Raw genomic sequence first — 13,594 nt, 5'->3', positions numbered from 1 at the left:
CATCCGAAACGGAGCCGTCATGCCGTCCGCGCCCTCCTCCCGGCCCAGCACTGGGCCCCCCAGGAACTGTTCCTTCTACACATCCGACGCTGCCGACGAACCGCTCCGTGTAAACCACCGGGGGCCCCGGAGACCGCCCCCGCTCCCCGCTACGCCGTACGCCTCGCCCGCGACGAGGACGAGGTGCGCGCCGCCCAGCGGCTGCGCCACCAGGTCTTCGCCGGCGAGCTCGGCGCCCGCCTCGACGGACCCGAGCCGGGCCTCGACTCCGATCCCTTCGACGCCTACTGCGACCACCTCCTCGTCGTGGACGAGGAGACCGAGCAGGTCGTCGGCACCTACCGGGTGCTGCCCCCCGAGCGCGCCGCCGTCGCCGGACGCCTCTACTCCGAGGGCGAGTTCGACCTCTCCGCCCTCGCCCCCATCCGCCCGGACCTGGTCGAGGTCGGCCGCTCCTGCGTCCACCCCGACCACCGCAACGGCGCCGTCATCTCCCTCATCTGGGCCGGACTCGCCCGGTACATGGACCGCTCCGGCCACAACTGGCTCGCCGGCTGCTGCTCGATACCGCTCGCCGACGGCGGGGTCCTCGCCGCCGCCACCCGGGAGAACGTCCTCGCCCGCAGCCTCGCCCCCGCCGAGTACCGGGTCACCCCGCACCTCCCCTGGAGCCCCGAGGGCATCACCTTCCCCGGCCGCATGGAACTGCCCCCGCTGCTGCGCGGCTACCTGCGCCTGGGCGCCTGGGTCTGCGGCGAACCCGCCCTCGACGCCGGGTTCGGCTGCGCCGACCTCTACGTCCTGCTCTCCCTGCGCCGCACCAACCCGCGCTACCTCAAGCACTTCCTCTCGCTGGCCCCGGGCGCATGAGCGCCTGGCTCCCGACCTCGCCCTGCACCCCCGCGGACTGCGCCGAACACGAGGGGCGCACCGCGAGCGTGCCGCACGCCGTCCTGCGGCTCACCGCCGCGACCGCCCTGATCCTGCTCGGGATCCTGGGCGCCCCGCCGCTGCGCCTGCTGCCCGAAAGGCCCCGGCACGCGGCGGTACGGGCCTGGGCGGCCGCACTGCTGCGCGCCTTCGGCCTGCGCATCACCGTGTACGGCAGCGCCGGACCGGGCGGTGGCCGCCTGATCGTCGCCAACCACATCTCCTGGCTCGACATCCCGCTCGTCGCGGCCGCCCTGCCCTCCCGGATGCTGGCCAAGAGCGACATCCGCCACTGGCCCGTACTGGGCCCGCTCTCCCGGCAGGCCGGAACCCTGTTCATCGAACGGGACCGGATCCGCGCCCTGCCCGCCACCATCGGGAGCGTCACCCGCGCCCTGCTCGAGGGCGACCGCGTCACCGTCTACCCGGAAGGCTCCACCTGGTGCGGGCGGGCCCAAGGCCCCTTCCGGCGGGCCGCGTTCCAAGCCGCGCTGGACGCGCGGGCGCCCGTACAGCCCGTACGGATCGCCTACCTCCGGGAAGACGGGAGCACGTCCGGGGCGCCCGCCTTCGTCGGGGACGATCCGCTGACCGCCTCGCTGTGGCGGATCGCGCGGGCCCGCGGGGTGCGGGCCGAGGTACGGCTGCTGCCGCGGATCCCGCCGGGCCGGTACGCCGACCGGCGGGACCTCGCGGCAGCCGCTCAGGCCGCCGTGCTCGCGGAGCCGGTGTCCGGTCCGGTGTCCGGTCCGGTGTCACGGCCGGCGGGGCCGTCACTGCCCGGCGTACCCGCCCAGCCGTCCGTGCCCTCCGCGCCGTCCGCGCCGTCCGTGCCGTCCCCGCCGTCCGCGGCCGGCCGGCCGTCCGTGCCGATGCCGTCCGCCACCGACAGGGACAGGGCGAAACGACGTGCCCGATCCGTCCACCAGTGGGTCAGCTCGAGCCCCGCGGACGCCAACTCGCTGCGGAGCCCCTCCTGACGGAACTTCGCCGAGATCTCCGTCAAGATCTCCTCACCCGCCTCGAAGGGCACCTCCAGATCCAGCGCCCGGACCTTCACCAGCACCTGCGTCCGGGCCCGCAACCGCATCTCGATCCACTCGTGCTCCCGGTTCCACACCGCCACGTGAGCGAAGTCGGCGGTGTGGAAATCCCCGCCCAACTCCCGGTCGATCACGGCCAGTACGTTCTTGTTGAACTCTGCCGTCACCCCCTGTACGTCGTCGTAGGCCGCCACCAGCACGGCCTCGTCCTTCACCAGGTCCGTCCCCATCAGCAGCGCGTCCCCGGGCGACAGCATCGCCCGTACGTCCGCCAGGAACACCGCCCGCTCCGCGGGCAGCAGATTCCCGATCGTGCCGCCCAGGAACACCACCAGCCGGGGCCCGGGGGACTCCGGCAGCCGCATCGGCTTCGTGAAATCGGCCAGCAGCGCGTGCACCCGCAGCCCCGGATGCTCGGCGAGCAGCGCCTCGGCCGCCCCGGTCAACGCGCTCTCGCTCACGTCCACCGGTACGTACGTGTCCAGCGCGGGCAGCGCCTCGATCAGGTGCCGGGTCTTCTCCGAGGAACCGGACCCCAGCTCCACCAAGGTGCGGGCACCGCTCACCGAGGCGATCTCCTGGGCCCGCTCCAGCAGGATCTCCCGCTCGGCGCGCGTCGGGTAGTACTCGGGCAACCGGGTGATCTCCTCGAAGAGTTCACTGCCGCGGGCGTCGTAGAACCACTTGGGCGGCAGCGTCTTCGGGGACCGGGTCAGCCCCTTCAGCACATCCTCGCGCAGCGCCGCGTCGGCGGCGTGCTCGTCGAGCGTGCGGGTCAGCCGGAAGTCGTTCACGGGCCTTCGTCTCCTTGCTGCGGGGCCCCTCGGTACGGGGCGCCGGTGGGAGTCTCCTTCAGGGAGACGAGGTCGATCCGAGTCCGCGTGGCGGTCAGCAGGGTCCCCTCGGGCACCTCGCACCAGCGCGGATCGTCGTCATAGGGCTCCGACGCCACCACCGTGCGCGGCACGGCGGTATCAGCCAGATACCACAGGGAGTCCCCCCAGGCCGTCGCCGCGATCGCCCGGCCGTCCGTCAGCAGCAGGTTCAGCCGGGATCCGGGCGCGGCCTCCACCAGCTCCCGCACCGGCCCGGCCAGCGCCTCGCCGAGACCGTCCCCCTCGCGCAGCCGGCGCAGGACCAGCGCCCAGATCAGGGCCGAGTCCGTGCGGGCGGCCAGCGAGAGCAGCTCCCGGGGCGGCAGCGAGGCCGCGGCGACCGAGGCCACCGCGTCCGGCCAGTCCCGGAGCATCCCGTTGTGGCTGAACAGCCACGGCCCCTCCGCGAACGGCGCGGCCGCCGCCTCCCCGTCCGCCCCGGCCCGCGTGGCGTCCCGTACGGCGGCCAGCACGGCCCCGCTGCGCACCACCCGGGCGAGATCGGTGAAGGCCAGGTCGCCCCAGATCGGCCCGGCCCGGCGGTAGCGGGCGGGCACCGGATCGCCCTCCGCGTACCAGCCGATGCCGAAACCGTCGGCGTTGACCGTGCCGTGCCGCTGCCGGCGGGGCGCGAAGGACTGGTGCACGAGGGAGTGCTCGGGGTCGCTGAGCAGTCGTCCGAGGCTCACCGGCGGCCCCAGATAAGCAAGATGACGGCACATCAGGCAGCACCCGCTGCCCCGGCGTCACGCGCCGTGCGGAAGCCGGAGAAGATCTGCCGGCGCACCGGGAGGTCCCAGTTGCGGAAGGTGCCCCGGCAGGCCACCGGGTCCACGGCGAAGGAGCCGCCGCGCAGCACCTTGTGCTCCGGGCCGAAGAACACCTCGGAGTACTCGCGGTACGGGAACGGCCGGAAACCGGGATAGGGGAGGAAGTCCGAGGACGTCCACTCCCACACGTCACCGATCAACTGGCGCACCCCGAGCGGGGAGGCCCCGTCCGGATAGCTGCCCGCGCGGGCCGGCCGCAGATGGCGTTGGCCCAGATTGGCGTGCGCCGGGGTCGGGTCCGCGTCACCCCACGGGTAGCGGGTGGAGCGACCCGTCGCCGGATCGTGCCGGGCGGCCTTCTCCCACTCCGCCTCGGTGGGCAGCCGCCGGCCCGCCCACCGGGCGTACGCGTCGGCCTCGTACCAGCTGACGTGCAGCACCGGCTCGTCCCCGGGCACCGGCTCGGTGACCCCGAAGCGGCGGCGCAGCCACGTGGCGCCCTCGCGGTGCCAGAACAGCGGGGCCTCGATCCCGTGCCGCCGGATCTCCGCCCAGCCCGCCGCCGCCCACCAGCGCTCCTCGCGGTAGCCGCCGTCCGCCATGAACTCCTGGTACGCGGCGTTGGCCACCGGCGCCGTGTCGATCCAGAAGGCCTCCGCCTCCCGGACGTGCGCGGGCCGCTCGTTGTCCAGCGACCACGGCTCGGCGGAGGTGCCCATCGTGAACGGACCGCCGGGTACGAGGACTTCGGCCGCGGCCGGCGGCGCACCCCGCGGGGGATCCGGATCCGGGGCGGCCAGCACCGCAGCGCCCTGCCGCAACTGATGGGTGATCAACATCGTCTCGTCGTGCTGCTGTTCGTGCTGCGCGATCATCCCGAAGACGTAACCGCCGTCCAGCAGGGCCGTGCCCTCCAGCGGGGTGCGATCCAGCAGGTCGAAGACCCTGCCGCGCACCTCGGCCGCGTACCGGCGGGCCTCGTCCGGGCCCAGCAGCGGCAACTTCGGGCGCTCCGCACGGGGATGCTCGAAAGCGTCGTACAGCGGGTCCATCTCGGGGTGCATGGACTCGCGGCCGGCCACGTTGCGCAGCAGCCAGAGCTCTTCCATGTTCCCGATGTGTGCGAGGTCCCAGACCAGCGGCGACATCAGGGGGGAGTGCTGGGCGGTGAGGTCCCCGTCGGACACGGGGTCGGTGAGCCCCGCCGTGCGGACCCGCGCCGCGGTCAGCGCGACGGCGGCCCGCTCGCGCATCTGCTCCGGTCCGGCGGTCATGAGCGCGCCTCCTCACCGGCCGGCAGCGACCACGGATCGTGCGCGTGCTGACCGCTCCGTTCGTCGGCGGGACATCGCCCGCGCGCCACGTGGCGGTCGGTGAACTCCGCCACCGCGTCCCGGACGACGGTTCCGGCGCCCAGCCGGGGCAGCGCCTCGGTCGCGGCCCGGAAGCAGGCCCGGGCGGCGGCCCGAAGCTCGGGATCGGACAGGCCGTCCCGCGCGGCGGTTCGCCACAGCGGATTGCGGGGCGCGGGCTGCGCCCCGTAGGTGTCGGCCAGTCCCTTCGCCACCCGGTACGCGGTCTCCGCGGCCTCCGGGTCGTCGAACAGCGCGTGGACCACGGCCACCGGGATGACCCAGCCGTCGTCGCCGGGCTGGGCGTCGATCATCCGCAGCTCCAGATGCCCGCGAGGCCGGACCGGCGGGAAGAGCGTGGTCAGGTGGTAGTCCAGATCCTCCGCGGTGGGCGGCCGCGGGCCGCCCCCGGAGCGCACCCAGTCGCGGAAGGTCAACCCGCGCGGCACCGCCCAGGGCACGCCCTCCCCGGGCGTCCGTACGCACATCACCTCGGTGTCCAGCGCCTGCCGGGTCCACGCGCCGCGCGGCTCCGCGTCCAGCGCCGGGGCGAGGGAGCGGCGGGTGTCGATGTCGCTCCAGATGCCCTGGCGGGCACACCGCCAGCCGGCGTACGGCCCTTCGTGCGCGGGCGAGTTGGCGAAGGCGGCGACCAGTACGGCGCCGAGCAGGTGGGCCAGGCGCCACCGGCGGCCGTGGCCGAGCGGGCCCGGCTCCTCGTGCCCGGAGTCCACGCACACCTGCACGGAAGCGGAGGAGCGCATCATGGCGCGGCCGGCGGGACCGGTGCGGTCGAAGTAGGTCTCCATCGCGTCGTAGCGCGGGCTGGCCAGCATCCGGCGCTGCGGCCGGCGCGGGTCCTGGCCCAGGCCGCGCAGCACGAGGCCCCGGTCGCGCAGGGCGCGGCGTACGGCGGCCAGGTCGGCCTGGAGGCCGTCCACGCACCCGGTGAGCGAGGTGGCGGGCGCCGAGCTCAGCTCCAGCTGGCCCCCGGGCTCGACGGTGACGCGGGATCCCAGGGGCAGCGCGCGGGCCGCCCCGTGCGCGTCGGCCAGCCGCTCGTGGGACACGGGCAGGGCGGGGTGCTCGGCGTCGAACACCAGCCATTCGAGCTCCGCCCCTAGCAGGCGGGGCGGGCCGGTCTTGAAACAGATGCCGTGGATCAGGTCCTCGGCGCCGGACTCGGTCAGGCGGGGTGGTACCTGGGGCATGACGGGGCCCTCGTCTCGCGTCGTCGACTGTGACATCACCGTGCCTACCCGTCCCTCGGGGCACAAACTCCCTTGCCGCCGCCCACCCGGAACGCCGAGGATCACGGCATGAGCAGCAGGCTGCGCGAGATCGCGCGGGAGAACGCGGAAATCGTGGCGTCCGGCGGGTACCGGGCGCGGTCGGGGCGGCAGGTGGTGCTCGCCGCCGCCGTGGCGGAGGCCAAGGCAGGAACCACGATATATGGACCAAACATGGTCATTACAGATGAAAAGGTTCCATCGGGGACCGGCAGGACCGTCGTGGAGGTCACGGGCGAGAGCAGCACGGAGGCGGCCCGCAGGCTCGCGGCGGACCTCCCTGGGGCCTCCCCGGTCGCCGTCCTGAACTTCGCCTCGGCCCGCAATCCCGGGGGCGGGTACGTCCGCGGGGCCAAGGCGCAGGAGGAGGCGCTCTGCCGGGCCTCGGCCCTCTACGAGACCCTCCTGGAGGCCCCGGAGTACTACGAGGTCCACCGCGCCGAGGTCAGCACCTTCTACACCGACCGGGTGATTCACTCGCCCGGGGTCCCCGTCTTCCGCGACGACCGCGGCGACCTGACGGACACCCCCTTCCGCGCGGGCTTCCTCACCTCCCCGGCCCCGAACGCGGGCACGATCCGCCGCCAGGAGCCGCACCGGGTGCCCGAGATCCCCGCCGCCCTCGCGCGGCGGGCGGAGCTGGTGCTGCGGGTGGCCGCGCTGCACGGATACCAGGGGCTGGTACTGGGCGCGTGGGGGTGTGGGGTCTTCCAGAACGACCCGGCGCAGGTGGCCGAGGCCTTCCGGGGGCTGCTGGCCAGCCGGTTCGCGGGCGTGTTCGAACGCGTGGTGTTCGGAGTCCTCGACCGCAGGCCGGACACGCGGGAAACGTTCGAACGGGTCCTGGCGGACCTCATGTGAGATGGGAGCGCGGGGCGCGCAGGGGGCGCATAGGAGGGCGCAGGTCGCTCGCGACCTGCCTCGCAGCGCCCCCGCTCCCGCCCCCCGCATCCGTGTAACGCCCGCGCCGAGCCCTGGGGTGCGCCCCGGACCAACTCGACACTGGCCTTGACCGGACCTGACCACCGGTGGCGTCAGCCGGTGGCATCAAGGAGAAGCCGAGGGGAAGCGGCCGGGGGCGAGTTCAGGTACACCAACGTGAACGAGGACGATTTCGCCCTGGAGAACCCCGTGAAGGGTGAGTGCTTCCTGCTGCGGAGCGGCGCGAGGTCGGCGGAGAACGCCACCAACGCGCGGGCCTCCCTCTTCGCGGAACGCGACTGCGAGGGGCCGTCCATGCTGGTCACGCGGCCCGGCCGGTCGGCACGCTTCGGGACGGCCGTCCCGCGCAGCGTGCGCTTCGACTGAAGGCCGACGGCCCGGGCGCGGCCTTGGGGCCGCGCCTCGGCCCGGGGGCCGCGCCTCGGCCCGGGCGGCTACCGCCAGCCGTAGCGCTCGCGCAGCCGGTCCACGACCAGCTGGAACCGCCCCCGGTCCAGCGCGCACGCCTCGCGCCGCATGCCGGCCTCGTGCACGCGCAGCACCCGGTCCACATCCACCCAGGACTCCCGGCCGGCACTGTCCCAGGGCCCGGTGCCGATGGGGACCCACTCCCGGTCGTGGTCGTGCTGCTTGCTGGACAGCTGCACGGCCAGGAGCGTGCCGCCCGACTCGCGCGCCACGACCAGCACGGGGCGGTCCTTGCCCCGGCCGTCGTTCTCCTCGTAGGGGACCCAGGTCCAGACGATCTCACCGGGATCGGGATCCCCGTCGCGATCGGGGGCGTACGAGGTCTGCACCGGTCCGATGGCATTGGGGTCAGCCTCGGCGGTCGCGGTGCCCCCGTCCCGCCCGGGCTGCTCGACGTGACCGTTGCTGTGGTGTGAAAGTGCCGTCATTCGGGCGAGGTTACCGCTTGCAGGGGTCGGGGGTTGGCGAGGCGCACGCGGTTGGGGGGCGGCGGGAGGGCGGGTCATAGGCTGTCGGTCCGGCGGACCTCCGCCTCCGGTCGTCTCCCGAGGAAAGGACCACGTCATGAGCGAGAAGGCCCGCAGGCTCTTCGACGCACTCGACCTGAACAGCGACGGCGTCCTGACCCGTGTCGAGGTGATCTCGGCGCTGCGGACCAAGGGCCCCACCCTCGCCGCCGAAGGCGTCCTGCCGTTCTGGGGCGTGGGCGACGTCGACGCCTCCTCGGCCCTCTTCGACCAGGCCAACCGGGACGGCGACGACGTGCTCACCTTCGAGGAGTTCGAGCGCGAGGCCGACCGCCGGTTCGGCTGGTAGCCGGCCTCGCCCCGGGCGGGTCCGGTCCCGGCAGGTCCGGTCCGGTCAGGCGGGGCGGATCCCGTCGCAGGCGATCCGCAGGTGCCGGGGCCCGCGCAGGACCGCGTTCTGCCGGTAGGGCGGCGGATCCTCCAGGAGGCGCGGGTTCTCCAGCCGCCGGGCCAGCTCGCTCAGCGCGAGCTGTGCCTCCAGCCTGGCCAGCGGAGCGCCGAAGCAGCTGTGGATGCCGCTGCCCAGGCCCAGGTGCTGGATGTCCTTGCGGTGCGGGTCGAAGCGGTCCGGGTCCTTGAAGCGGCCGGGGTCCCGATTGCCCGAGGCCAGGATCAGCCACATCGAGGACCCCTTGGGGATGGTGGTCCCGCGGACCTCGATGTCCACGAGCGGGGTGCGCTGCGGCAGCAGCTGCACCGGCGGCTCGAACCGCAGCAGCTCCTCCACCAGGGGCACGGCCAGCCGGGAGTCCTGCCGCAACTGCGCCAGCACGTCCGGGTTGCGCAGCAGCGTCAGCATCCCGTTGGTGATCAGGTTGACCGTGGTCTCGTGGCCGGCGATCAGCAGCAGGGCCGCCGTGCTGAGCAGCTCCATCGTGGACATGGAGTCGTCCGGCCCGTGCCCCACGGCCAGCTGGGAGAGCATGTCGTCGCCCGGCTTCTTGCGCCGCTCCTCGATCAGCCCGGCCAGGTACATGCCCAGCTCCATCCGGGAGTCGTGGGTGCTGCGCTGCCGTTCGGCGGGATCGGAGTCCGGATCGGGGTCCAGGCTGGCCGCCAGCGTGTCGGCCCAGACGTGGAAGCGGGCCTCGTCCTCGCGCGGAACGCCCAGCAGCTGGCAGATCATCGTCACCGGGAACGGGTAGGCGAACTGGTCGACCAGGTCGATCCCCTCGGTGTCGCCGAGGTTGTCGATGAGCCCGGTGACGATGTCCCGCAGCCCGTCCCGCATCCCGTCGACGCGGCGCGGGGAGTGCGGCGGGCCGAAGGGCCGGTTGGTCATCCGGCGCAGCCGGTCGTGCTCCGGGGGGTCCAGCTTCAGGAAGCTCGGCGGCAGCGCCGTCGCCTCCTCCCCGCCGTCCTCGGCCAGCGGGTCCCCGGCCGTCGCGGCCAGGTTGCGGGAGTCGGAGCTCAGCCGCGGGTCGTGCAGCAGGCTCTGGATGTCGTAGTAGGTGCTGATGACGTACGGCCCGGTCCCGTCGTGGAAGACGGGCGTCTTGCGCAGTTCCTCGTACAGCGGGTACGGGTTCGCGCGGTTGGCGTAGTCCAGGATCTGGCTCAGGATGCCGTGGCTCATTGCGGGTCCTCCGGGGGCGTGCGGGTCAGTGCCCGGCGGGGGTGAAGGTGATCCGGCGGTCGGCCGGCGAGTACCCGCTGAGGGTGATGGTCGGCCCGTGCGTGGGGACGGACGGGTCGGGGAAGTCCGCGGGGATCGGCCGCTGCCCGTCGGAGCGCCGGTCGACCGTGGTGAACGGGGGAGGGAAGGGCGCGGTGGCCTCGATCTGCTGCTCGTAGAACTGCAGCCACCGCGAGTTGTCGAAGGTGACCGCGCCGATGACCCGGCCCTGGTAGCCGTAGACCCCGGTGAAGCGGCGCTCGGCCCGCGAACCCTGGGTGATCATGATCTCCGTGCCCATGGAGGGCACGCCGACGGACTTGATGTTCACCCCGAACTGGGAGGACCAGAACGCCGGCACCCACAGGTGCGGCCGGCGGTCGGTGCTCTCGCTGAGCATGTTGTGCGCGGCGGTGTCGGCCTGCGCCACGGCGTTGCCCCAGTGCTCCAGCGACAGGAACTGGTAGCCGAACAGTGCGTGCGGGGAACGGGCCACGTCGCCCGCCACGTAGACGTCGTCGGTGACGATGCCGCGGATGTCGAAGGCCCGGCAGCCGGCGTCGCAGGCGATGCCGCGCGGGCCCGCCCCGAGGCCGGAGCCCGTCAGCCACTCGGTGTTGCGCTGGGCTCCGAGCGAGGCGACGACCACGTCGCACTCCAGCGTGGTGCCGTCGGACAGGTGCGCGGCGCGGACCCGTCCCGTGGCGTCGCCCTCCAGGCCGGTGACCATGATCCCGGTCCGCAGGTCGACGCCGTTCTCCCGGTGGAGTTCGGCGGCGACGGCGCCGATGACCCCGCCCAGGGCGCCCACCAGCGGGGCGTCACCGCGCTCGGCGACGGTCACCTCCAGCCCGCGTTCGCGGCAGGCGGAGGCGATCTCGGAGCCGGTGAATCCGGCGCCGATGACCAGGACCCGGCGCGGTCCGGCGTTCAGGCTCCGGGCCAGCGCGGCGCCGTCCTCGCGGGTGCGCAGCGTGAAGACCCCGTCGAGCTCGCGCTCGGCCTCGTTGGGCCAGGCCCGGGCCCGCACACCGGTGGCGATCAGCAGGCGGTCGTAGGGCACCTCCTCGCCATCGGCGAGGAGGACCTTGCGGGCCGCCATGTCGAGCCCGCTCGCCGCCACGCCCAGACGCCATTCGGCGTCGATGGCGCGGCGTCGGGGCAGCGCGGTGTGCTCCGCGTCGCCCTTGCCGAGCAGGACCTGCTTGGACAGCGGCGGGCGGTCGTACGGTTCGTACGGTTCGTCGCCGATCAGGGTCAGGGAACCGGCGAAGCCCTTCTCCCGCATGGTCTCCGCGGCGCGCAGTCCGGCCAGCGAGGCACCGACGACCACGATCTTGCCGGAGCGCTTGAGCTGCTCCAGGGCGGTGTCAGCCATCGGAGGCCCCCTTGGCGTCCCCGGCCCCGGCCGTGGCGGCTGCCCCGGCCGGGGTGGCGGCCAGGTCCAGCTCGTCCACGAGGATCGCCTGTACGGGGCAGGCGGCGACGGCCTGGGCCACCCGCTCGCGCTGGGCCTCCTCGGCCTGCGGATCGTAGAGCAGTCCCTCGTCCCCGTGCATCGCGAAGACGTCGGGGGCGAGGAACGCGCACTGCGCGTATCCCTGGCACCGGTTGAGATCGACGACGAGCCTCAGCAAGGTGTGTCCTTTCGGTGCCCCCCTCGGCTACCCGGACCAGCGTGTGCCGCCGGGCCGGGCGGGGCCCCTCCGGCGCCGCCGTTGGAGTGACGCCGACGCCCGGGTGCGGACCGGCGCGCGCCCGCGTCTGCCGGCGGGCGGCGGCGGGCGGCGGCGGCGGGCGTCAGGAGGTACGGGGGCCGGCCCGGCCCGACCGCAGGATGTACAGGCTCACCAGCGCGGACCAGGCCGGGAAGACCAGCTCGGACCACGGCAGCGAGGAGCCGGCCAGGAGCAGCACGAGGCCCGCCAGGTACCCGGCCAGGGCCAGGGGGCGCGGGAAGACCCCGAGCCGCCGGCCGATCGTCGAGGTCGCGAAGATGAAGACGGCGGCCATCCGCATCGCGTACGTGGTGAGCAGCGTGTACGCGAAGTGGCGGCCGAACTCCTGCGGCTGGTCGGAGGCCAGGACCGTTCCGGCGGCCCCGGCGGCGCCGAACAGGCAGGCGACGAAGACCAGGCCGCTGCCCAGGAAGACGGTCGAGACGAACCGGTCCTCGGCGTCGCCGGCGTGTTCGCGCAGCGCGCCCATGAACCAGAGGAAGGCGATCCCGGCGAACGGGACGAGTTCGAGGGCCGTGGTCACCGCGTCCCGCTGGCCCGAGGTGACCTCGACCCGGTCGGCGCCGCCGCCCTCCGGCAGGGCGATCCGGGAGAGCACGATCGCCGCCGCCAGCAGGACGGCGAAGACGATGCCCGCGAGCCCGGCCGCCCGGGGGGTGGAGAGGCTCTTCTCCGAGGGGGTCCCCGGTGTGCTTCGTGTCATGCGACCAGCAAGCCGGGGCGGGGGCCGGTGTGCCAGCGGGGCCGCGCGCTCGGGTGACGCGGGTCCCCGGCCCGGTGCGGTCCGGCACGGTCCGGCGGTCCGGCGGTCCGGCACGGCCGGTGAGGGCTCAGGCCGTGCCGTCGGTCCCGTCCGTGCCGTCCGTGCCGTCCAGCTGGTCGATGTGCCACAGGGGCAGGCTCCGGAAGAGGCCCACCGCCTCCGCCCGCCAGTACGGGGCCCAGGACGCGGCCTCGGCGGAGGCGGCCTCCGCGTACCGCCGGATCTCGGCGCGCAGCAGCCGGTCCGCTCCGCCGTCGCGGGCGATCCGCTGGATCCGGGCGATGGTGGCGTCCGGGCAGGCGGGGTCGCCGAGGGCCGCTTCCACCAGGGCCGCGTCGGTCCCGCCCGCGCAGGCCAGGACCGCGCCCACGGCGTACGTGCGCCGTCCGGCGCGGATGTCGGCCCCGGTCGACTTGCCGACCCGGTCGGCCTTGTGGAACAGGTCCAGGTAGTCGTCGCGCATCTGCTCGCCGATCCCCACCAGGCGGGCGTACCGGTGCAGCCGGTCGCGGTGCGGCGCGGGGTCCTCGCCCGCGGCCAGCAGCCCCATGGTCAACGGGGCCAGGACGGAGTACCGCGCGCTCTTGAAGTCGGTTACGGCGTGCAGGAACTCCTCACCGGGATCCGCGAGGGTGTCCCGCTCCAGGTCCGCGATCTGCCCGAGCACGGTCTCGGCCGCCGTCCGGGTCTGGACGGCCAGCAAGGCGTGGCGCAGCTCCGCCGGAACGTCGGCCTCCAGCAGTACCTGCATCGACAGGAACGCGGCGAGGTCGCCCGCGAGCACGGCGAGGCCGAGGGCGGCGGGGAGGTCGCCGGGCAGCTCCCGGCGGTAGGCGTAGTACGTCGAGGCCCCGCCGCGCCGCAGCGGGGCGTCGTCGATGATGTCGTCGTGGACGAGCCCGTGCGTCTGCAGCAGCTCGAGGCTCAGGGCCGCCTCCGCCAGGCCCGGCGGTTCGTCGGTGGTCACCAGCCGGGCCGCCTCGTGCAGCACGACCACCCGCAGGCGCTTCCCGCCGCGCGTCGACAGCTCGCGCAGCAGCTCCAGGCAGCGCGGGGCGAAGCGGCTGGGCAGCGGGAGGTCGATGCGCTCCCCGAGGGTGTCGAAGTACTGCTCGAAGCGGGCGTCGAACCGGCTGACGTGTCCGGATATCCGTTCCAGGGCGTGGGCGAGGGCGGTGGCCGTGGCCGTGTCGTTCATGAAGATCAGTATCGGCCCCCGCCCGCCCGCGGATCCCGGCCCGTACCGCGTGACGGGACCGGCCGACGCGGCACGATGTAAGA

General features: G+C 74.1%; 14 protein-coding genes and 1 pseudogene. 5 read left to right on the top strand and 10 right to left on the bottom strand.

Annotated features, from left to right (window positions below; translation table 11 throughout):
• The first annotated feature begins 81 nt into the window (after positions 1-81).
• Both DRB96_RS36240 and DRB96_RS36235 read left to right on the top strand, forming a co-directional pair.
• Positions 82-870: a GNAT family N-acyltransferase gene (locus DRB96_RS36240; protein WP_112452240.1), complete on the top strand. Its 789-nt coding sequence runs from the start codon at positions 82-84 to the stop codon at positions 868-870.
• Positions 867-1,445, top strand: a pseudogene (locus DRB96_RS36235) (lysophospholipid acyltransferase family protein); the annotation flags it as partial. The gene DRB96_RS36240 and the pseudogene DRB96_RS36235, both read left to right, overlap by 4 nt.
• A gap of 188 nt (positions 1,446-1,633) precedes the next feature.
• Here DRB96_RS36235 and egtD read toward each other — a convergent pair.
• From egtD to egtA, 4 genes are read right to left on the bottom strand one after another with little or no spacing between them, the layout of a single operon-like run.
• Entirely contained in the window at positions 1,634-2,767 is a 1,134-nt protein-coding gene (gene egtD / locus DRB96_RS36230) for an L-histidine N(alpha)-methyltransferase (RefSeq protein ID WP_112452239.1), read from the bottom strand.
• Positions 2,764-3,570, bottom strand: a complete 807-nt coding sequence (gene egtC / locus DRB96_RS36225; RefSeq protein WP_112452238.1) for an ergothioneine biosynthesis protein EgtC — start codon at positions 3,568-3,570, stop codon at positions 2,764-2,766. The genes egtD and egtC overlap by 4 nt, the downstream gene beginning before the upstream one ends.
• On the bottom strand, positions 3,570-4,892 hold the full coding sequence (gene egtB / locus DRB96_RS36220; protein ID WP_112452237.1) for an ergothioneine biosynthesis protein EgtB: 1,323 nt from the start codon (positions 4,890-4,892) through the stop codon (positions 3,570-3,572). The genes egtC and egtB overlap by 1 nt, the downstream gene beginning before the upstream one ends.
• Positions 4,889-6,181: an ergothioneine biosynthesis glutamate--cysteine ligase EgtA gene (gene egtA / locus DRB96_RS36215; RefSeq protein WP_112452236.1), complete on the bottom strand. Its 1,293-nt coding sequence runs from the start codon at positions 6,179-6,181 to the stop codon at positions 4,889-4,891. Before egtA ends, egtB begins: the two co-directional genes overlap by 4 nt.
• Before the next feature lie 108 nt (positions 6,182-6,289).
• Here egtA and DRB96_RS36210 point away from each other — a divergent pair, with 108 nt between their 5' ends.
• Together DRB96_RS36210 and DRB96_RS36205 are read left to right on the top strand one after the other, a co-directional pair.
• Positions 6,290-7,120 carry a TIGR02452 family protein gene (locus DRB96_RS36210; RefSeq protein WP_112452235.1) on the top strand — a complete coding sequence of 277 codons (831 nt, stop codon included), beginning with the start codon at positions 6,290-6,292 and terminating at the stop codon, positions 7,118-7,120.
• Between the two features lie 237 nt (positions 7,121-7,357).
• The gene (locus DRB96_RS36205) at positions 7,358-7,567 is read left to right on the top strand and encodes a hypothetical protein (protein ID WP_112452234.1); all 210 of its coding nucleotides are present in this window, start codon (positions 7,358-7,360) and stop codon (positions 7,565-7,567) included.
• A 68-nt stretch (positions 7,568-7,635) separates the two neighbouring features.
• Here DRB96_RS36205 and DRB96_RS36200 read toward each other — a convergent pair whose 3' ends face one another.
• Entirely contained in the window at positions 7,636-8,097 is a 462-nt protein-coding gene (locus tag DRB96_RS36200; protein ID WP_112452233.1) for a type II toxin-antitoxin system PemK/MazF family toxin, read from the bottom strand.
• Positions 8,098-8,233: 136 nt separating this feature from the next.
• Here DRB96_RS36200 and DRB96_RS36195 point away from each other — a divergent pair, with 136 nt between their 5' ends.
• A complete protein-coding gene (locus tag DRB96_RS36195) occupies positions 8,234-8,485 on the top strand; it encodes an EF-hand domain-containing protein (RefSeq protein WP_112452232.1) in 252 nt (83 codons plus the stop codon).
• A gap of 45 nt (positions 8,486-8,530) precedes the next feature.
• Here the strand turns inward: DRB96_RS36195 and DRB96_RS36190 are convergent, their stop codons facing one another.
• From DRB96_RS36190 to DRB96_RS36170, 5 genes are all read right to left on the bottom strand, one after another.
• Positions 8,531-9,772 carry a cytochrome P450 gene (locus tag DRB96_RS36190; protein ID WP_112452231.1) on the bottom strand — a complete coding sequence of 414 codons (1,242 nt, stop codon included), beginning with the start codon at positions 9,770-9,772 and terminating at the stop codon, positions 8,531-8,533.
• Between the two features lie 25 nt (positions 9,773-9,797).
• Entirely contained in the window at positions 9,798-11,189 is a 1,392-nt protein-coding gene (locus DRB96_RS36185; protein WP_112452230.1) for an FAD-dependent oxidoreductase, read from the bottom strand.
• Positions 11,182-11,445 (bottom strand): ferredoxin, encoded by a 264-nt coding sequence (locus DRB96_RS36180; RefSeq protein WP_112454167.1) that lies wholly within the window; start codon positions 11,443-11,445, stop codon positions 11,182-11,184. Before DRB96_RS36180 ends, DRB96_RS36185 begins: the two co-directional genes overlap by 8 nt.
• Positions 11,446-11,611: 166 nt before the next feature.
• Entirely contained in the window at positions 11,612-12,253 is a 642-nt protein-coding gene (locus tag DRB96_RS36175; protein WP_112452229.1) for a hypothetical protein, read from the bottom strand.
• Positions 12,254-12,380: 127 nt separating this feature from the next.
• Complete coding sequence (locus tag DRB96_RS36170; protein WP_112452228.1) at positions 12,381-13,511, bottom strand: polyprenyl synthetase family protein; 1,131 nt, start codon at positions 13,509-13,511, stop codon at positions 12,381-12,383.
• Positions 13,512-13,594 lie beyond the last annotated feature (83 nt).

The organism is Streptomyces sp. ICC1, from assembly GCF_003287935.1.
Classification (GTDB): Bacteria; Actinomycetota; Actinomycetes; order Streptomycetales; family Streptomycetaceae; genus Streptomyces; species Streptomyces tritrimontium.
Note: the sequence above shows the minus strand (reverse complement) of the source record. Positions and strands in the feature narration are given on the sequence as shown.